Below are 20,492 nucleotides of genomic sequence, written 5' to 3' on the forward strand. Positions count from 1 at the left end.
TCGCAATTGGCGTTTACCGTCATATGCCTGCCGCGTAGAATCGCCGGCTAATCCTCATCAGCCAGCCGGAATTCTATGCGCATTGCCAGCGAAGCCCTGACATTCGACGATGTCCTACTGCAGCCGGCCTTTTCGGACGTGCTGCCACGCGAGGTCGACATGACCACGCAACTTACCCGCGAAATCCGCCTCAACATTCCGTTGCTGTCGGCGGCCATGGATACCGTGACCGAGTCCAGGCTGGCGATTACGCTGGCCCAGGAAGGCGGTCTCGGCATCATTCACAAAAACATGACGCCGGATGAACAGGCGCGGCAGGTGCTGCAGGTCAAGAAGTTCGAGAGCGGAATCGTGCGTGACCCGATCACCGTGCCGCCGAACATGACGATTCGTGAAGTGATTGAGCTGACCCGGTCACTGGGTATTTCGGGTGTGCCTGTGGTTGAGAACCGGGAAACCCTCGGTATCGTCACCCACCGCGATCTGCGCTTTGAAACGCAGCTCGATGCGCCGGTGTCGACAGTAATGACACCGAAAGAAAAGCTGGTGACGGTCGGCGAAGATGCCGGCTCGGAAGAAGTGCTGTCTCTGCTGCACCGCCACCGCATTGAGAAAGTTCTGGTCGTGAACGACCGCTTTGAGTTGCGCGGCATGATTACCGCCAAGGACTTTCAGAAAGCATCCGACTTCCCGCGTGCCTGCAAGGATTCACACGGTGCTCTGCGGGTTGGCGCTGCTGTTGGTACAGGCGCGGAAACCGATGAGCGTGTTGCCGGCCTGGTCAAGGCCGGTGTCGATGTCATCGTGGTTGACACCTCGCACGGCCATTCGAAGGGCGTCATCGAGCGTGTGCGGCGCATCAAGCATGAGTACCCGGAGCTGCAGATCATAGCGGGCAATATCGTAACCGCCGACGCCGCGCTGGCACTGACCGAAGCTGGTGCCGATGCCGTCAAAGTGGGTATCGGTCCGGGTTCCATTTGCACGACGCGCGTGGTCGCTGGCGTCGGGGTGCCGCAAATTTCGGCGGTTGCCGAAGTCGCCGGAGCTTTGCGCAAGAGCGGTATTCCGTTGATATCGGATGGCGGTATTCGCTACTCCGGTGACATAGCCAAAGCAATTGTCGCTGGCGCGCATTCCATCATGATCGGCAGCCTGTTCGCCGGTACTGAAGAATCACCGGGTGAAGTCGAGCTGTACCAGGGCCGTTCCTACAAGTCGTATCGTGGTATGGGGTCTGTTGGCGCAATGAGCCAGGCGCACGGCTCCAAAGACCGCTATTTTCAGGACGCCACAGAGGAGCTTGAAAAGCTGGTGCCGGAAGGCGTGGAAGGCCGGGTGGCTTATAAGGGCAGCGTTATCGCCATCGTGCATCAATTGATGGGTGGCCTGCGTGCAGCGATGGGCTATACCGGCAGTCACGACATTGAACAAATGCGGTCACGGCCGAAATTTGTCCGAATTACCGGGGCAGGTATGCGCGAGAGCCATGTGCATGACGTCTCTATCACTAAAGAAGCGCCGAACTATCGCGCCAACTCCTGAGTACGATGACTTCCGGATCAACAGTGACCTCAGCACAAGCTGACATACACGCGCACCGCATTCTTATCCTCGATTTCGGCAGCCAGTACACGCAGCTCATTGCGCGCCGCGTGCGCGAGTGCGGTGTGTATTCCGAGATTTATCCCTGGGACGTGGATGAGGCAAAGATTGCCGGGTTTGCGCCAGCGGGCATTATTCTCTCAGGCAGTCCCGAATCCGTGAACCTGGAAAGCCCGCCGAGTGTGGCACCGACGGTCTTTAGTCTCGGCGTGCCGGTGTTTGGTATTTGCTACGGCATGCAGGCAATGGTCAAAGCGCTGGGCGGCAAGGTAGAGGCCTCCGCGCATCGCGAATTCGGCTATGCGGAAATCACGCCGGGCGATTCGGAATTGTTGCACGGACTGAATGATGCTGGCGACAACGAGCCCGCACTGTTGAAAGTCTGGATGAGTCACGGTGACCGCGTCGAGTCGTTGCCCGACGGGTTCGTGGCTACCGGTACCAGCAAAAACTCGCCGCTCGCGGCAATGGAAGATCCAGCGCGCCGCTACTACGGCGTGCAGTTTCACCCTGAAGTCACGCACACGCTGCAAGGCGAGCGAATGCTCGAACGGTTTGTCCGCGAGATTTGCGGCTGTGCCGGCGACTGGACGCCCGGCAACATCGTCGCAGATGCGATAGCACGCGTTCGTGAACAGGTAGGCGATGGCAAAGTGTTGCTGGCGCTGTCCGGCGGAGTTGATTCATCGGTAGTTGCTGCGTTACTGCACGAGGCAATCGGTGACCGGTTAACCTGTGTGTTCGTCGATCACGGCCTGTTGCGTTACCGCGAAGGCGACCAGGTCATGGAAACCTTCGCGCAGCACCTCGGTGTGAACGTCATCCGTGTCAATGCGGCTGATCGATTCTTCGCGGCACTTAAAGGCGTCAGCGACCCTGAGCAGAAGCGCAAAGTCATAGGCGGCTTGTTCATCGATGTATTCGATGAGGAAGCAACGCGGCTGGAGGGTATCGACTGGCTCGCGCAGGGCACGATCTATCCTGATGTTATCGAATCAGCAGGCGCGTCTACGGGCAAAGCGCACGTTATCAAGTCGCATCACAATGTGGGCGGTTTGCCGGAACACATGCGCATGAAGCTTGTTGAGCCGCTGCGCGAGTTGTTCAAGGATGAAGTCCGCAAGATCGGCGTTCAGTTGGGCTTGCCGCCGGCGATGGTCTACCGGCATCCGTTTCCAGGGCCCGGTCTCGGCGTGCGCGTACTTGGCGAAGTGAAACCCGAATACGTTGAAACATTGCAGCTCGCTGACGACATCTTCATCGACGAACTCAGAAAGCACGGCCTGTACGACAAGACCAGCCAGGCGTTCGCCGTGTTCCTGCCGGTCAAATCGGTAGGTGTCATGGGTGACGGTCGACGTTACGACTATGTGGTTGCATTGCGCGCTGTCGAAACGATCGACTTCATGACCGCCCGCTGGGCCCGCTTGCCGTACGAGTTCCTGGAACTCGTCAGCCTCCGCATCATTAACGAAGTCGATGGCATATCACGCGTGACCTACGACATCTCTGGAAAGCCTCCCGCTACTATTGAGTGGGAGTGATTCGTTCTGAACTTCGATAGGACTATCTGAAATCTAACTTCTTAAGAACAGAATCAAATCTTTCCCAAAAGTGGCAACGATCTGCTTGTCATAGCATCCAGCGCTAAATGACTCAGGTATGCAGCCCCGCCTATCAACAGTAGTGCGCGTAACAGCTTCTTTGAATCATCTTGTGGATGCCAGCGATAGAGCTTGTGCATGCCGACTCCCAGAAAACCTAGGACGGCGACACTGTGGAAAAACTGCCGGTGGTTCGGATTCCTGAACGAGGGCTCAAGCATATCCGGTAGTTTGCCGAGGAATGCACCAATAGGTGCCGCAGCGGCTGGATGATGTAGCGCCGTACAATTTTTCTCCGAATCAAACTGTGTAGTCAGCATAGCCGCAACCGTGCCGGCAAACTGGTGTGCAGGTCCGTTCATTATTCCTCCGATGATTATTCCAGTCTCTTATTTGCGGTATCGATCAGCCGGTCACAGCAACCGGAAACTTCGAAGCTCAACGAGTTCAGTTTGCGGCCCATAACTTTGATCTTTGGCCTCTGGCCATATTCGGGGCATCGTGCTGTACCAACGGACTTGTGAAGAGTGGGGGATCAAACCCAATCTTTGATCATAAGAGAAGGTTATTATAATCAAAATGATGATGTCAACAGATCAAAAACAGTTTGGTAGCTAAAAGTATTACCACGTGATGTCAATTTGATGCAAAAATGCTCGGCACCTTGAACAGGGGAGCGAGACCAGAGTGGAGCTGTCAGACATCAGTCAGGCGCAGAAGGAGCGCCTGTCGCATATCGACTTTCGAACCTACTTTTTGGGTGAGGTCGGCCGAAGTGATTTGGTTGCCCGCTTCGGAATCGGCGAGGCGGCGGCCACGCGCGATATCACTTTGTATCGTGAGCTGGCATCCGCCAATCTGGACTACGACACCAAGTTGAAGTCCTATGTGAAATCGGAGTCCTTCAAACCGCTGTTCAAGTACTCCCCGCCACAAGTGCTTGCGGCACTTTCACAAGGTTTCGGTGAGGATTTCATCGGTAGTCATAAACCTATGGTGCGCTGTGAGACACCTGCGGAGCTCAACCGACCGATATTGCCGGTGCTGGCCGTGCTCACCCGAGCGATCTACCACAACAAAGTGGTGAAGATTCAGTATCGTTCCATGCAGTCGGGATTGAGTGAGCGCGAAATTGCACCTTTTGTGCTGGTAGATAACGGCCTTCGCTGGCATGTGCGAGCCTTCGATCGCAATCGTCAGGACTTCATTGATTTTGTGGTCACGCGAATCGCAAATCCTGTCATCGTCGATGACAAACCTGAAGAGCATGAGTCGAGGGAGGCGGACATACAATGGAACCGAATTGTTGAAATGAATTTGGTGCCACATCCAAACGTTCCCCATCCTGAAACCGTCGAGATGGATTACGCGATGCAAGATGGCGCGTTAAAAGTAAATGTCCGTGCAGCCGTAGCCGGCTATGTACTGAGACGGTGGAATGTAGACTGCACAAAAGACCACAAGCTTAAAGGGGCAGAGCACCACCTTTGGCTGTCAAACTCACAGGCGCTATACGGCGTTACGAATCTGGTTCTGGCTCCTGGCTACGAAGGTACTGCGTAACTTGATTTGCGAACGTCTGACCGACGATGGAAGTTCAAAAAAAGAATAGGTCGAAGATTGGATTTACGCTCGCGGTGCGGGTACCCCTCGAAGCGGCGATAACAACGGATAGACACATTGAAAATGGAAATTGATATCGATGGCGATCAAGAAATCTGAGCTTTACTCATCACTTTGGGCGAGTTGCGATGAATTGCGCGGCGGGATGGATGCCAGCCAGTACAAGGACTATGTCCTGTTCATGCTGTTCATCAAGTACATCTCCGACAAATACGCCGATTCCGATGACTTTGCGCCGCCGGTCACCATACCGGCAGGGGCCAGCTTCAAGGACATGGTCAGGCTCAAGGGCAAGAGCGATATCGGCGACAAGATTAATACGCAGATTATTCAGCCATTGATCGACAACAATGCCCGCCTGGCCCGCAGTGACTTTCCCGATTTTAACGATCCGAACAAACTCGGTGAGGGTAAGGCGATGGTGGACAGACTCACCAATCTGGTGAGCATCTTCCAAAAGCCTGAGCTGAATTTCTCAAAAAACCGTGCCGATCACGACGATATTCTGGGCGATGCCTACGAATACCTGATGCGGCACTTTGCTTCTGAAAGCGGCAAAAGCAAAGGTCAATTCTATACGCCTTCCGAGGTCAGCCGCATCATCGCGAAGGTCATCGGTATTTCACCGCAGAATGCGGTTGCGTCCACCACGGCTTATGACCCGACCTGTGGATCGGGATCGTTGCTCTTGAAGGTGGCTGCCGAGGCAGGCAAACACATCACCCTTGAGGGGCAGGAAAAGGACGTGACCACTGCTGGTCTTGCCCGCATGAACATGATCCTGCACGACTTCCCGACGGCCAACATCCTCAATGGCAACACGCTCGCCTCTCCCAAGTTCAAAGATGGCGAGAGCTTACGGACCTACGACTTCGTCGTCGCCAATCCACCGTTTTCGGACAAAACCTGGAGCACCGGACTCACGCCCTCGGCTGATCCATACCAGCGCTTTGAATGGGGCGAGCCGCCAGCCAAGCAAGGCGATTATGCGTACTTGCTGCACATCATCCGCTCGATGAAGAGTGCTGGCAAGGCAGCCTGCATTCTGCCGCACGGCGTGCTGTTTCGTGGCAATGCCGAGGCGGTTATCCGTAAGCGTCTGGTGCGTTCCGGGTATCTGAAAGGAATTATCGGGCTGCCTGCCAACCTGTTTTATGGCACCGGTATCCCCGCCTGCATCCTGGTGCTCGACAAGGAAAATGCTCCGGCTCGCAAGGGCGTATTCATGATCGACGCCTCCAAAGGCTTCATCAAGGATGGCAACAAGAACCGTCTGCGCGAGCAGGATATCCATAAAATTGTCGATACCTTTACCAAGCAGACCGACACACCTCGTTATGCCCGCATGGTGCCCTTCGACGAGATCGCCGATCCCAGGAACGCCTACAACCTCAATCTGCCGCGCTACATTGACAGCACTGAACCCGAAGACATTCAGGATATTGACGGCCACCTGCGCGGTGGTATCCCGGATCGGGATATCGATGCGCTGGACAAATATTGGCAGGTGATTCCCGGCGTTCGGCAGGCACTCTTCGAAAGTGCGGGCCGCCCCGGTTATTCCAGGCTGAGGTTACCCATTGCGAAAGTGAAGTCAGGCATTCTTGACCACAGCGAATTTGCCACTTTCAAGGCCACGGTTTCCCAAATCTTTGAGCAGTGGCGCACCACCAACACGCCAGCCCTGAAAGGCTTTAACAAAGAAGGACACCCCAAGGCGCTGATTGAGACCATTGCCGAAGACTTGCTGACGAGTTTCCGTAATGCCCCGCTGCTCGACGCCTATGACATCTACCAGCACCTCATGGACTACTGGGCTGAAGCCATGCAGGACGATTGCTACCTGATCGCCGCCGACGGCTGGGTGGCTAAGACCCACCGCGTTATGGAAGAGGTCAAGAGCGGTAAGAAAAAGGGCGAGATGAAAGACAAGGGCTGGGCCTGCGACCTGATCCCCAAGCCTTATATGGTCGCTCGCTATTTTGCTAAGGAGCAGGCCGAGCTGGATGCTCTTCAAGCCGAACTGGATGCTGTTAGCGCCAGCCTCACCGAATTAGCCGAAGAGTACGGCGGAGAAGAAGGTGCGCTGAAAGATGTTTCCAACAAGGGTGACGCCCTGGAGGCTTACACCCAGGTGCTCGTCGCTGTATGGAATGAGGAAGACAAAACCGCAAGTCGCGCTTACAGCGCCCTCATGGATCAAGCCGAGGAACACGCTGCGCAGATCCGCATTCTCACCGATCACCACTTTATTTCTGCGCTGAAGAACAACAAAGGCAACCTGACCCTCAAGGCGGTCAAGGATCGACTGGCCGCGACCAGCGATCCGAAGGAGAGCGCGACACTGACGAGTTATCTCGAAGCGGATAAATCCCAGAAGGCTGCAACCAAACAAGCGTCTGAGCTTCTCGCCAAGGTAGAGAAGCAATACCAGAAGAGACTCAAGGCCGACCCTCTGCCGGAGAATCTTGTCGATCTGCATGCCACGGTTCGTTACCTGAACCTGCTCGACGAGCAAAGCGCACTCAAGCGCAAGGTCAAGGAAGCGGATGCTGCGTTGGACCAGCTTGCCTATGACAAATACCCGCAGCTCAGCGTGGACGAGATCAAGACCCTGGTCGTGGATGACAAGTGGCTGGCCACGATTGCCATTGCCCTACAGAGTGAACTGGATCGCGTCTCACAGACACTCACCACCCGCATTCGTCAGCTTGCTGAGCGATACGACACGCCGCTACCGAAATTGGTGGACGAAGTGACGGACTTGTCGGCCCGCGTCGATGAGCACCTCAAGCGGATGGGGGCGGTATGGAACTAAAGCCGGGATATAAACAGACCGAGGTTGGTTTGATTCCGGATGATTGGGGGGTGAGATCTCTTGGTTCTGTCATCAGCAAAGGACGGCTGGGAGGAAATTACGCGAACCAAGACGCGGAGGCAGAACTTCCGTTGATGAAGATGGGCAATCTTGCACGTGGATACTTTGATCTTTCAAAAGTGCAGTTCATTGAAGCCGGCGTCACACCGGAACCAGTACACCGCCTCGTTTATGGCGATGTTCTGTTTAATACTCGGAATACGCTGGACCTGGTTGGCAAGGTTGCCATTTGGAGGGATGAGCTTCCTGTCGCCTACTACAACTCAAACCTCTTGCGGCTGGAATTCGATCCCGAACAAATTTGTTCAAATGAGTACGCAAGCTACTCACTAAACACCAAGAGCGCTGTTTCCCGCCTCCGTGGGCTGGCCACCGGAACAACGAGTGTCGCTGCCATATACACTCGTGATTTATTGAAGTTGCATATCCTTGTTCCACCGCTCCCCGAACAACGAGCCATCGCTACTGTCTTGAGTGATGTGGATGCCCTACTGGATGGCCTGGACCGGCTGATCGCCAAGAAGCGCGACCTCAAACAGGCCGCCATGCAGCAACTCATCACTGGCGAGACCCGTCTGCCGGGGTTTGAGGAGGCCTGGGAGGTGAAGCGGTTGGCTGAGCTTGGCGTGACCTACGGCGGCTTAACGGGAAAGACCAAGGCGGACTTTGGCGTTGGATCAGCCTACTACGTGACGTTTCTCAACGTTATGACCAATGTGGTCATCGATTGCAGCACCTTCGACCGGGTCAAGGTTGCACAAAGTGAACTGCAAAATCGAATTAAGTGTGGCGATCTATTATTCAACGGTTCATCGGAAACCCCTGAAGAAGTCGCCATGTGTGCATTAATGGATGTTGATATTCCCAATCTTTATTTGAACAGCTTTTGCTTCGGCTTTCGATTTTATGAAGGTACGCAAGCTAACGGCCTATTTATGGCTTACTACATTCGAAGCTATGAAGGGCGTGAAATAATGAAGTCGCTCGCTCAAGGATCGACACGCTATAACTTGTCAAAAAGCGCGTTGCTCAAGGCCACGTTGCACCTTCCATCCCTCCCCGAGCAAACTGCCATCGCCACCGTCCTCTCGGACATGGACGCCGAAATTGCCGCACTTGAACAGCGCCGCAACAAAACCAGAGACATCAAACAAGCGATGATGCAGGAACTGCTGACCGGCAAGACGAGGTTGATATGAACGATCAGCTGATAGATCTCAGGGCGGTAGACGAGCTCCGTGTCGATGATTCCGGCGAGGCCCGGCGTTTTTTCATCCCTGACTACCAGCGTGGCTTCCGGTGGTCGCCGCTGCAGGTCAGACAGCTCCTGGATGACATCCGGGAGTTCACCCAGCGCCGCAACCCGCAGCCGGAAGAGTTCTACTGCCTGCAGCCACTTGTCATCAAGGCGCGCTCGGATGAAGGCGACTTCGAGGTTGTTGATGGCCAGCAACGGCTGACCACACTGCTTCTGATCATGCGGCACTTCAACGAACGCCTTGCGGAGCGATATCGCCAGCCACTCTTTCGGCTGGACTACAAGACGCGTCCAAGCCTGGATGCGTTTCTGGATGAGCCAAGCGAAGAAGCCGCCAACGTCAATGTGGACTTCTATCACCTCTACCACGCCATCGATACCATCGAAGACTGGTTCGAGGAACGGGACAGCGAGGTGGAGAAGATCAAGGATGCCCTGCTCAACCAGACCAAAGTCATCTGGTTTCAGTTGGCGGACTCGGACAACCCGGTGGAGGCCTTCACCCGCCTGAACGTCGGCAAGATACCGCTGACTAACGACGAGCTGATCCGGGCGCTCTTCCTGCGCCGTTCTGGTCCGGACGACAAGGACGCCACAAGCCTGCAACTGCGTATTGCCTACGAGTGGGACCATTTGGAGAAGACGCTCCAGTCCGACGCGTTCTGGTACTTCCTGAGCAACCAGCCCGGGAAGAGCGAGAACCGCATCGGCTTCCTTTTCGACCTTGTGGCGCGGGCGGACGGACTGCTGCCGGGGGCGGAGGGCGACGCCTACGGAATCTTCTATACCTTCAACGAGAAATTGAATACGCCCGGGACGACAGCAGAGGATAAACGGCGAGAGGACGAATGGCGCAAGATCAAGCAGCTGTATCTGCTGTTGGAAGAGTGGTTCGAGGATCGCGTGCTCTACCACATGGTCGGCTTCCTGGTGAGCCAGGGAATGTCCATCATTGATATCCAGTCCCTCTCGGTGGACTGCACCAAGAGCGCGTTCGTGCAGCATCTGCGCGAGGAGATCTTCGAACGCGCTATCGGTGAAGAGATGCCCGATCCGCCGGGTCGCGAGGCCATTCGTGAGTGCGTCGCAAACCGCCTGGAGGAACTCACGTATCTGTCGCACCGGGACAAGATCAGGGCACTGCTGCTCCTCTTCAATCTTGCGACGTTGCTGCAGAACCGGCGATCGAACCTGCGCTTTCAGTTCGACAGCTTCAAGAGCGAGCGTTGGGACATTGAGCATATCCGCTCCGTAACCGATGATCGGCCTGAGCGTCACCATGACCGCAGACGCTGGCTGGAGAACTCCCTGGGCTACCTGGAGTCGAAAGACGCCGAGGAGGAACTGCGGGAAGACATTCGCGGGTTCCTGAACCTCTCACAGGTCGAGGCCACCAATCAGGTCTTCGACCCTCTCTACGAGCGCGTGCTCGAGTTTTTCGGCGAGACCAATGGCGGCGAAGCCGAACACGGCATCCCGAACCTGACGCTGCTCGACGAATCCACGAACCGCAGCTACAAGAACGCCGTCTTTGCCGTGAAGCGACAACGCCTGCTGGACCTGGATCAGTCGGGCATCTTCGTTCCTCTGTGTACCCGGAATGTGTTTCTAAAGTGCTACAACCCTCAGGTAGACAATGTGATGTTTTGGGGTGAGGATGACCGCAACGGCTACCTCTCGGCCATCGCCGACGTGTTGGCGGACTTCTTCTGCGGAATCATGGAGGGAGCCCAATGAGCTTTGGCAGCCAGATCAACTACAAGCAGTTGCTGGAACGTCACCAGCAAATCCGGGTGCCTATGATCCAGCGCGATTACGCGCAGGGGCGTCCGGCGGAAATCGAGGTACGCGAGGAATTTCTCAGAACCTTGAAGGATGCCCTGAACAAGCCAAATGATGACGTGAGCCTGCCGCTCAATCTCGACTTCATCTATGGCAGCGTCGAGGGCGACGAGCAAACCCGTTTCCTGCCACTGGATGGTCAGCAGCGTCTCACAACGCTCTTCCTTCTGCACTGGTACCTGGCGTGGAAAGACGACCAGTGGACGGCCTTTGAGGAGCTGTTTCTTTCAGAAGGACACTCCCGTTTCGCATACAGTGTGCGCCCCAGCAGCAACGAGTTCTTCGATGGACTGGTGGCCTACCGTCCCGATGCCAGCCCCCAGAACATCACGAGCCTGGCGGACATGATCGCCGACCAGCCATGGTATTTCCGCAGTTGGCGGCTTGATCCGACGATCCAGGCTGTCCTCCACATGTTGGACGCCATCCATACCAAGTTTGGCGGATCGAGCGGCCTATTTGAGAGACTGCTGGATGAAGAGCAACCCGCGATCACCTTTCAGCTTCTCGACCTGGAGAACTTCGGTCTATCGGACGATCTGTACATAAAAATGAACGCGCGCGGAAAGCCTCTTACCGCGTTCGAGACGTTCAAGGCACGTTACGAGCAGGAGGTGGTGAACCATTTGCAAGGGGAAGCGTTCTCGATAGGCGATCAAACTTTCGACGGAGCCGACTATGTCGCCCGTCGCATGGACACCACCTGGGCTGACCTTTTCTGGAAACAGCGCAACCCGGGCAGCGACCTGTACGACGACGCATTCATGAATGTGTTTCGTGCCGTTGCACTGATCACCCGCAGCCCTGAGTCGCCGCAGAACTTGCGTGATTTTGCCATGCTGCGGACGGGTGACAATCCCCCTTCGTACACCGACTTCCACTCGTGCAGTTGGCTCGATGAAGAATTCACACGGACCCTGGTGTGCCTGCTCGACTCGTGGTGCGGCAACGGCGGTGAACTATGCCGACTGCTTCCCAATGGTCGCTATCTGAGTGAAAAGGCTCTCTTCAAAAAGATCGTGACCAACGGTGCGAACCTCTCCTACACCGATCTTGTTCAATTCACGGCCTATGCGCAATTCATCGTCGAGCACCGGGACAGCATCGATGAGGGGGCCTTCCAGGAATGGATGCGCGTCATCCAGAACCTGGCCGTGAACACCGGCTACAACCGTCCCGCCGACTTCCAGCGCAGTGCGCGTGGACTGGCGGGACTGCTTGAACACTCCGACGACATACTGCCCCATTTTTCTCTGGCCGACAAACCCGCGACAGGGTTCAGTGAAACGCAGATTGCAGAAGAGAAGCTGAAGGCACAACTCATTCTATCCAACGATAAATGGCGGGCACTATTGGACCGCGCTGAAGTTCATGGGTATTTTCGTGGCCAGATTGGCTTCTTGTTGGACTTCTCAGGCATCGCCGCCAGGAGTGCCGAATCGGAACCGGACAATTGGAAAACCTCGGAGCATGCCGCCTTTCAGGAGGCTCTTGCACAGTGCATTGAATTGGCGGAGCAAATGTTCTCGGCAGACGGCCTCAACGACTCAAACGAACACCGTTGGCAGAGAGCCATGCTCTGTCTCGGTGACTACCTTCTCCCAAGCGGCCGAAACCGTTCCTTTCTGGTGAATTCCGTGACGGAAGAGGCGAGCTGGAAACGGCTGCTCAGCGGTTCCGGCCACGCCACTGCCGCGCGCAACATTCTCAAGAGCCTCTTCAGCAGGCTGTCGCCGGAGAAGCCCATAGCGGACCAGCTCGACGAGATCATCGAGGGGGCTGAGCATCTGGATCTTTGGCGGGAGGCGATAGTTCGTTGCCCAGCGGTTTTTGACTACTGCAAGCGCAGTTCGATTCGTGTGGATGAATTTGGGACCACCTACCTACTAAAGCGCTCGCAGATGAACGGCGCTCATGCCGAGCTGTTCACATTTTGCCTCTACGAGGAGCTTCGGACTGAAGCGCCAATGGACGGCCTGAGTCCGCTTAAGCTGGCGGAATACTATTTCGCAACTGAAACGGCGATTGAGCCAGGTATCCGCTTTGTTTGGTCGGGTGACACGGCGACCTACTTCGAGCTGGAAAGTGGCACTGACGGCTTTGTCCTGTATTGCAGTCTGGACTGCGATGAGATCCGGCTCCCTTTCGTTGACTTTCTCGCCGGGAAACCTGGGTTCTCGCTCACGGAGCTACGTCTGGAGAGAAAGTGCGCATATTCCGATATCAGAAGCGTCATTGACGAATTACGAAAATACCTTACCGAGTTCACCGAAGGGGAGGGCCACAATGCCTGAGAACCCTCGCCCTGAGCGGATGACCCAGAATAGAGTGGTTGCCCTGTTTACCGATACGTCTCGGCCGGACTGTCTTGCCTATCAGTATCTGGGCGATTGGAGTAAACGAGACAACAATCGACCCATCGAGACGGACTATCTCAGGGCAAACCTCAAGAAGCGCGGTTATTCAGATGCCCACATCTCCGCCGCCCTGCAAAAGCTGGAAACCGCCGCCGACACCACTGGCGTCACCCTCTACCAGGCCAACATGCGCACCTATAACCTGTTGCGCTACCCGGTAAAGGTGCTGCTGGCACCGGGGCAGCAGCATGAGGATGTACACCTTATCGACTGGGAGCATCCGGAGGAAAACGATTTTGCCCTGGCCGAGGAAGTCACCCTGAAGGGCGGCTATGAACGACGCCCCGATCTGGTTTTGTACATCAACGGTATCGCCATCGGCGTAATCGAACTCAAGCGCAGCTCGGTGGAAGTGGCCGATGGCGTTCGTCAGTTGATCACCAACCAGGAAGAGATCTTTAACATTGGCTTCTTCAGCACGGTGCAGCTCGTCTTTGCGGGCAGCGATTCCCAGGGGCTGCGTTATGGCACCACCGGCACCCCCGAGCAGTTCTTCGTCCAGTGGAAAGATGAGGAAGGCGGCAGCGCAATGGAGCCCGGCACATTACTCGACAAGCCGTTGGCTCAGATGTGCGGCAAAGAGCGGCTGCTGGACCTGATCCGCAACTTCATCATCTATGATGCAGGCCAGAAGAAGGTGCCCAGGCCCCACCAGTATTTCGGCGTGAAAGCCGCCCAGGAAAGAGTCAGGCAGCGCGAGGGTGGCGTCATCTGGCATACGCAAGGCAGCGGCAAAAGCATCCTCATGGTGCTGATCGCCAAGTGGTTGATGGAGCACGATCCCGATGCGCGAATCCTGGTCATCACCGATCGCGACGAGTTGGATAAGCAGATTGTGGGCGTGATGCGCAACGCCGGGGTGATCGGCGAAGAGGCACCGTCGCCGCGCATTACCTCGCGGGCACAATTTGTCGAGAAACTCGGAGCTACCACTCCGCGCCTGCTCTGTGCGCTGATCCATAAATTTGACCTAGACCTCAAGAGCGACCCGCCGCCGATTCATGGGCGTTTTTACATCTTTGTCGATGAATGCCACAGGACCCAGGGTGGCGATATGAACAAACAGATGAAGCGGTGGATGCAAGACGCCATCTTCATCGGCTTCACCGGTACCCCGCTGCTGCGCAAAGACAGGAAGACCACCCGCGAGGTGTTCGGTACCTACATTCATACCTACAAGTTTCACCAAGGTGTAGCTGATGGCGTAATTCTTGACCTTAAGTACGAGGCCCGCAATGTGCCGCAGCGCCTGACCTCACAGATAGCCATCGACGCCTGGTTTGAGCAAAAAACCAAGAACCTGAATAACTTTCAGAAGGCGGTGCTGCGCAAACGCTGGGCAACCATGGAAGAATTGATGAGCGCGGGAGAGCGCAAGCAACGCATCATTGCCAGCATCATCGAAGATTTCGGCCTCAAACCGCGCCTGAACAATGATCGGGGAACGGCCATTCTGGTGGCAGCTTCCATCTATGACGCCTGCCACTTTTTCCGGCTGTTTCGAAATACTTCTTTCGGCCAGTACTGCGGCATCATCACCTCTTACGAGCCGAACCATAACGCAATCTCAAGAGAGCCCGCCAACAGCGATGAGCGCTACAAGTTCGATACCTACACCCAGCATGTGCTGAAGAACGGCCAGACGACCAAGCAGTATGAGGATGAAACCAAGCGGCGATTTATTGAAGAGCCTGCCAACTGCAAATTGCTGATCGTGGTCAGCAAGCTGCTCACCGGTTTTGACGCCCCCTCATGCTCCTATATCTATCTCGATAACGAACTGCACGATCACAACCTCTTTCAGGCCATTTGTCGCACCAACCGTCTCGATGGAGACGATAAGGATTATGGACATATCGTCGATTTCAAGGAGCTCTTTGGGGACGTGCAGCAGGCCATTGCGGTTTACAGTTCAGACGAGTTGGATATCGATCGGGGGAACGGCGGCGACAACAATGTTCATCTCAAGGATTGGTTGAAAGAGGGAAAGGCGAAGCTAGACGCTGCGCGCGAAGCATTGAAATATCTCTGCGAGCCGGTTCCTGCGCCGCGTGAGGTAGAGCAATATCTGCATTACTTCTGCGGCGACGCCAATGACCCAAATGCGCTGAATGACACCGAAGCTCTGCGTATTTCGTTCTACAAATCGGTGGCCACGTTTGTTCGGGCGTTCGCCGCCATTTCTCAGGATCTAGACGAAGCCGGGTATTCCGCCGCCGAGATTACCTCGCTGAACAGTGAGGTCGAATACTTCAGCGAGATTCGCGCTGCGATCAAGAAGCACTCCGGTGAAGAGCTTGACATCAAGCCTTATGAGGCGGACATGCGTCACCTCATCAACACCTATATCCAGGCCGACCCTGCCGACCCTCTGGGAGCGGTGGACAACTATTCGCTGGTTGAGTTGATCATCGAGACCGGTATCCATGACGCCATCGCCAAGAAGCTCAACGAGAAAGGAAAACTCTCAAAGAATGCTGTTGCCGAGGGCATCATCAACAACGTTCGCAAGACTATCATTCGTGATCAGTTGACCGACCCCAGATTCTACGAGGAATTGTCGAAACTGCTTGATGATCTCATCAAGCAAAAGCGCGATGACACGGAATCCTATGAAGAGTTTCTCCGCAAAGCTGAAGCATTGGTAAAAAAGATGGCCAAGGGACAAGCTGAAGAGGGTATCCCGGCTGAACTGATTGGCAAACGTGAAGCGATCGTAATCTATAACAATTTGCCTTCGATTCTTGGCGCGGCGGCTGGCGTCAATCAGGTAATGGAACCTCCACCGGAGGAAATTCAGAAACGGGTCGCACTCGCATTGAAAATCGACCAGGCCATGCGCGAAAAGGCGCCTGCGGGTTGGCGGGGTGACGAAACTCGTGAGAAGCAGGTTCTGAATGCGTTGTATCCCATTTTAGAACGGGATCGTGAGGCAACACGGGCGATATTTGAAATTATCAAGAACCAACCGGGCTACACGTGACTGAGACTATACAAATAGGGGACATTTCCATTGCGGTGACGCGAAAGGACATCAAAAACGTCCATCTTTCCGTTCACCCACCAGAAGGTCGGGTCACGTTAGCCGCCCCCACAGAGACACGACTTGAAGTGGCCCGTGCCTATGCCATCACAAGGCTCACCTGGATACGTGAACAGCAGGCCAAGCTGCACAGCCAGGCTCGCGAAACACCAAGGGAATTCATCGAACGGGAAAGTCATTATCTATGGGGCCGCCGGCATCTGCTGACAGTGACCGAACGCGACACCAAACCTTCCGTAACAGTCGACCATAAACGGATCACGCTGAGTGTGCGTCCGGGCAGTGATCATGCTAAACGGGCCTCAATTATCCACGAATGGCACAAGTCGCTCTTGCATGAGTTTATTCCTACCCTGATCAGCAAATGGGAACCGAAGCTCGGCGTACAGGTAACGGCCTATTTCCTCCAGCGGATGAAGACCAAATGGGGGAGCTGCAATCACAAGGTTGGGCATATCAGGTTAAACACCGAACTCGTGAAGAAGCCCAAGGATCTGGTCGAATACGTTGTCGTCCATGAGATGCTCCACCTGACAGAGCCAACGCATAGTGATCGGTTTATTTCGCTACTTACTGAGCACATCCCAACATGGCGGGAAGCCCGCGCGGAACTTAATGACCTGCCTTTGGCTGCAGAAGAATGGAGGGAGTAGGTCATGAAGTTTCCTAATATACTTCTGCCAACGTCGGCTGTATGTGACACTTTGCAGTTCGTTACTGTTTCAGATGACCAAGCGAGCGTATTGCGGTGAATTTTCGTTTGCAAGACAGGTTGAGCGTGATGACCTGGCAAAGGGGGTTACACACAAATGGATATTCTCAGGGCACTTCAGCGTTGCTCTGGCTTCTTGGGTGAACAAGACACTTGAAGGACGGACTCGCCTCACTTTTGAAGCACCGGCCAATACCAGCGCTTGCAACACGTGGTGCGACGTGATTTTCATAGTATTGGCAATAGTCAGGAACATGAGCGTTCGACAAAAATAGAGAGACTTATTTCCAATCTATTGGAAGCAGAATTACTGCAGGAAGCACGGTGTTAGTCGTGTTTAATCATGGCAGTCGGAATTGTGTTCCGGTGTTATGTACTGTTCTACAAAGAGAAAGCAAAGGCAGCACAAGATCGGTCATACTAAGAACCAATGACCAACAGGCGCGTGAATCTGAAGAAGCTAACGCCAGTCTGTTGTCGATGCCGGTTGAGTTTCTACCCGCTCTGCTTGTGAAAGTCGGCCGTCGTCACGTAGTCAGACTGCTATTGCGGTCGAATCAAAGGGATGCAAATGAATTATAAGAAACGCTCAATGGCTGATTACTTGATGCTTCAGCAAAGCTGGGTTTACGCGATACTCATCGTGGCAGGATTAGGGCTGGCCGCTATTAAGATGTCCAGTTACAGCACCTTCTCGCGCGTTTCGGTGGAAGGCGTTGAAGCGGTCGGGCTCGTGACAAATAAATCGGAACAACGGTCTGGCCGCGATAACAAAGGTAAGACCTACCGGTTGAGTTATAGCTTTGAAACGGCAGATGGTTCCTACATCCAGGGAATTCAGAGTGTGACTGAGGCGTTTTTTGACGCGCAGGCCGTAGACGGAGAAATTGCGGTGCTGTACCTGCCCTCTGATCCGCAAACGAATTTCGTCGAACCCAGCAAACTGACCAAAGGATTCTGGGTAGCTGTATTCGCTTCCATCGGCCTGATCCTCGGCGGTATCGCTGGTGGCTTCTTTGCGGTGTCCCGCGCCCGTGAGTGCATCTCTTTGCGTGAGACCGGAGAGGTGCGCACGGCCACGGTGACGAGTCACGAAATTGAAGGTCAAAAGAAGGAAAAAGGCCATATGGTCTGGCGCGATGAGTCGGGAGATGAGGGCCGGAGTCTTGTTTCTCCGCTGGAAAAACTGTTACCGGTTGGTGCTTCAATTACGGTGTTTGCCGACCGGCAAGGCCACCTCAAGAGTGTATGGGAAGGGGATATCGGCAGTCGCTAGCGGCGTGCCCGCAATCCGATGCGTTGTAGGACGGGTAAATCGCCGATACCACGGTTACCTGAGCTTCGGCTGCCGCATTGGGGATTGCAGCAAACGCCAGAGATGAGCAAAAACTCTTACAGCGTTCGCTGCAGTCAAAATCGGTATTCCACGTACGCTCTCAACTGGCGCGGCTCGAAAACCTTGTAGTGCATATCTTCGATGCCATCAGCGGGCTCACCGGGCAGGCGTGAGGCATAGTAGTAATCGATGTCGTGGTCGTTTGAATCAAATACGTTCAGAACGTCGAGCTGAACTTTCCATGTCTCGTTGCGCCAACCGATTGCCAGGCTGGTGATTGTCGAGCCATCGGATTCTTCCCGGCTGTCTTCGCTCAGTGGGTAGCTCGAGAAATGGCGAACCCGGATGGATCCGAACCAGCCACTGAGATCGTGCGCAGTCAGAGATGCGGTGGCAACAAAGGGAATGGCACCGGGTATTTCCTTGCCATCAGGTATATCGTCATCGAACTCCGCGTCCGTCCAGGCGAAATCGGCTTCGGCTGTCCAGATATCGTTGAGCGTCCAGTGGTTATTCAGTTCAATTCCCCAACGCGTACTGGGGCGACTGGCTTCGGTAGTGCCGGCATCACCGACGAACAACAGTTCCGAATCAAGTTTGAGATGCCAAAGTGCCAATGAACTGTTCCAGCTATCCTGCCAGACGGTCTTGAAACCTATTTCCGCGCCGGTGGAACGTACGAGCGGATCAACCTGAGCGGCCGGGTCACCCGTTGCCGGGTCCACGGTGATGGTCGTGCCACGTGCGTCATTGGAATGAAAACCCTGGCCAACACTCAGGTAGGTTTCGGTTGAATCAGATAGCGCGTAAATCAGGCTGCCTTTTGGGCTAAGCATGAAATCGGTTTCTGTACCTGAGTTGGTGGGGTTGTTTGCGGCTACGTCGAAATCATAAAAGTCGCCGCGCATGCCGATGACAGTTCGCCATCTTTCCGCGAAATGCCAGGTCTGTTCGTAGAACAAGCCAATGCTCTTTTCCTGCACGCTGTCTTCCCGGGTGGTTGCGAGGCGTTCACGCTCTCGGGTATGGAACAGGCCCACGGCATCGATGTCGTCGTAACGCAGTTCGATGCCGATGCGGTGATCCAGCTGATCGAGATCACCGCTAAACCACTGGAACTGGCCGCTGCCACCCCACACCGTGCGGTCATCGAGTTGTTCGAACTGGTCGCCACTCACAGGATCGTCAAGGAGGTAGGTGAAGTTGGACCATAGCTGCATGCGGTAGTCGATGACATAGGCACTGAATGATGCAGTGCCGATGTCCCAATTCGTCCTGTACTGGCCGGATAGACTGGCTCTTCGAGATTCTCCGCCAAGGGTGTCATCGAGCGAGCCACGTTCGTCGGTAAGACCCTGCAACACCGCCCGGGCCGGAATCTGGTCTGCCGAATTCCAGTTGTTGTCGTAATACATGGCGGTGAGTTCCCATTGACTCGCCGGGCCAGCGTCGCTGAGCTTCACGAGCCCGCTGATCTTGCGCACGTCTTCTGCAATATCCGTCCATGCACCGTCGAATACATGGGCGTCTATGGCAGCAAACAGGTTCACTTCATTGGCATTGAGTCCGCCCATTCCCAACACGCGACGGTAGCCGTCGTCGCCGACTCCCAGCTTCAGGCGACTACCCTGCAGGTTATCGAATGTTTCCACGTGAGTGCCGCCGGCGGACGAGAAGTCGCCAAGCTCTGCGTGGTAGGGGCCTTTGACGAATCGAAGGGTTTTGATGGTTTCCGGTATCAGGAAGTTGACGTCGGTGTACCCTTGGCCGTGACCGTGGGTCCGCATGTTCACCGGCATGCCGTCGATCCATGTGGCAAAGTCGGTGCCGTGATCGAGATTGAAGCCGCGCAGGAACATCTGATTGGATTTACCCGAGCCGCTGTGTTGCGTCACTATCATGCCGGGTATGGACTCCAGGATATCGCCAGGCCGCAACAAGGCGCGTAGCTCGAGATCCACTTGTCCTACAATACCCTCCGACGCGGTACGTGCCTCGCCAACCAGAGTTTCGCTCCGTCCCTCGACAATGACTTCGTCTATCGCATCGTTCTGCGCCAGTGCGACGTTTGTACTCAAGGTGAGCAGAACGACAGGAATGCGGAATGTGGGTCGGGCTATCATCGCTTCAACTCTCGGGCAATTGTTGATCGGGGGGCCATCGCGTTCCTGCGG

General features: G+C 55.1%; 12 protein-coding genes. 10 read left to right on the plus strand and 2 right to left on the minus strand.

Annotated elements, in window-relative coordinates; translation table 11 throughout:
* Window positions 1-75 precede the first annotated feature (75 nt).
* Window positions 76-1,545, plus strand: a complete 1,470-nt coding sequence (gene guaB / locus BA177_RS06020) for an IMP dehydrogenase (protein WP_068614175.1) — start codon at window positions 76-78, stop codon at window positions 1,543-1,545.
* Between the two features lie 5 nt (window positions 1,546-1,550).
* Window positions 1,551-3,149: a glutamine-hydrolyzing GMP synthase gene (guaA, locus tag BA177_RS06025; protein WP_068614177.1), complete on the plus strand. Its 1,599-nt coding sequence runs from the start codon at window positions 1,551-1,553 to the stop codon at window positions 3,147-3,149.
* A gap of 53 nt (window positions 3,150-3,202) precedes the next feature.
* Here guaA and BA177_RS06030 read toward each other — a convergent pair whose 3' ends face one another.
* Window positions 3,203-3,571 carry a metal-dependent hydrolase gene (locus BA177_RS06030; protein WP_068614180.1) on the minus strand — a complete coding sequence of 123 codons (369 nt, stop codon included), beginning with the start codon at window positions 3,569-3,571 and terminating at the stop codon, window positions 3,203-3,205.
* Between the two features lie 325 nt (window positions 3,572-3,896).
* On the opposite strand from BA177_RS06030, the gene BA177_RS06035 reads away from it, so the two are divergent.
* From BA177_RS06035 to BA177_RS06070, 8 genes are all read left to right on the plus strand, one after another.
* Window positions 3,897-4,772, plus strand: a complete 876-nt coding sequence (locus tag BA177_RS06035) for a helix-turn-helix transcriptional regulator (RefSeq protein WP_197493358.1) — start codon at window positions 3,897-3,899, stop codon at window positions 4,770-4,772.
* A 139-nt stretch (window positions 4,773-4,911) separates the two neighbouring features.
* On the plus strand, window positions 4,912-7,650 hold the full coding sequence (locus tag BA177_RS06040) for an HsdM family class I SAM-dependent methyltransferase (RefSeq protein WP_068614183.1): 2,739 nt from the start codon (window positions 4,912-4,914) through the stop codon (window positions 7,648-7,650).
* Window positions 7,641-8,909, plus strand: a complete 1,269-nt coding sequence (locus BA177_RS06045) for a restriction endonuclease subunit S (RefSeq protein WP_082989906.1) — start codon at window positions 7,641-7,643, stop codon at window positions 8,907-8,909. The genes BA177_RS06040 and BA177_RS06045 overlap by 10 nt, the downstream gene beginning before the upstream one ends.
* Window positions 8,906-10,705 (plus strand): DUF262 domain-containing protein, encoded by a 1,800-nt coding sequence (locus tag BA177_RS06050; RefSeq protein WP_068614186.1) that lies wholly within the window; start codon window positions 8,906-8,908, stop codon window positions 10,703-10,705. Before BA177_RS06045 ends, BA177_RS06050 begins: the two co-directional genes overlap by 4 nt.
* Window positions 10,702-13,104, plus strand: a complete 2,403-nt coding sequence (locus BA177_RS06055; RefSeq protein ID WP_068614188.1) for a DUF262 domain-containing protein — start codon at window positions 10,702-10,704, stop codon at window positions 13,102-13,104. The genes BA177_RS06050 and BA177_RS06055 overlap by 4 nt, the downstream gene beginning before the upstream one ends.
* Window positions 13,097-16,210 (plus strand): type I restriction endonuclease subunit R, encoded by a 3,114-nt coding sequence (locus tag BA177_RS06060; protein ID WP_068614191.1) that lies wholly within the window; start codon window positions 13,097-13,099, stop codon window positions 16,208-16,210. The genes BA177_RS06055 and BA177_RS06060 overlap by 8 nt, the downstream gene beginning before the upstream one ends.
* Complete coding sequence (locus BA177_RS06065; RefSeq protein ID WP_068614195.1) at window positions 16,207-16,923, plus strand: M48 family metallopeptidase; 717 nt, start codon at window positions 16,207-16,209, stop codon at window positions 16,921-16,923. Before BA177_RS06060 ends, BA177_RS06065 begins: the two co-directional genes overlap by 4 nt.
* 630 nt (window positions 16,924-17,553) lie before the next feature.
* Complete coding sequence (locus tag BA177_RS06070) at window positions 17,554-18,258, plus strand: DUF3592 domain-containing protein (protein ID WP_197493359.1); 705 nt, start codon at window positions 17,554-17,556, stop codon at window positions 18,256-18,258.
* Between the two features lie 134 nt (window positions 18,259-18,392).
* On the opposite strand, the gene BA177_RS06075 is transcribed toward BA177_RS06070, so the two are convergent.
* Window positions 18,393-20,441, minus strand: coding sequence for a TonB-dependent receptor (locus tag BA177_RS06075; protein WP_068614201.1), 2,049 nt, complete (start codon window positions 20,439-20,441; stop codon window positions 18,393-18,395).
* Window positions 20,442-20,492 lie beyond the last annotated feature (51 nt).

Origin of the sequence: Woeseia oceani, assembly GCF_001677435.1 — a bacterium.
In the GTDB taxonomy this organism is placed as follows: domain Bacteria; phylum Pseudomonadota; class Gammaproteobacteria; order Steroidobacterales; family Woeseiaceae; genus Woeseia; species Woeseia oceani.

Coding starts and splice junctions, on each gene's coding strand:
- guaB (WP_068614175.1), top strand. CDS start 76: ATGCGCATTGCCAGCGAAGCCCTGACATTCGACGATGTCCTACTGCAG.
- guaA (WP_068614177.1), top strand. CDS start 1,551: ATGACTTCCGGATCAACAGTGACCTCAGCACAAGCTGACATACACGCG.
- BA177_RS06030 (WP_068614180.1), bottom strand. CDS start 3,571: ATGAACGGACCTGCACACCAGTTTGCCGGCACGGTTGCGGCTATGCTG.
- BA177_RS06040 (WP_068614183.1), top strand. CDS start 4,912: ATGGCGATCAAGAAATCTGAGCTTTACTCATCACTTTGGGCGAGTTGC.
- BA177_RS06045 (WP_082989906.1), top strand. CDS start 7,641: ATGGAACTAAAGCCGGGATATAAACAGACCGAGGTTGGTTTGATTCCG.
- BA177_RS06050 (WP_068614186.1), top strand. CDS start 8,906: ATGAACGATCAGCTGATAGATCTCAGGGCGGTAGACGAGCTCCGTGTC.
- BA177_RS06055 (WP_068614188.1), top strand. CDS start 10,702: ATGAGCTTTGGCAGCCAGATCAACTACAAGCAGTTGCTGGAACGTCAC.
- BA177_RS06060 (WP_068614191.1), top strand. CDS start 13,097: ATGCCTGAGAACCCTCGCCCTGAGCGGATGACCCAGAATAGAGTGGTT.
- BA177_RS06070 (WP_197493359.1), top strand. CDS start 17,554: ATGAATTATAAGAAACGCTCAATGGCTGATTACTTGATGCTTCAGCAA.
- BA177_RS06075 (WP_068614201.1), bottom strand. CDS start 20,441: ATGATAGCCCGACCCACATTCCGCATTCCTGTCGTTCTGCTCACCTTG.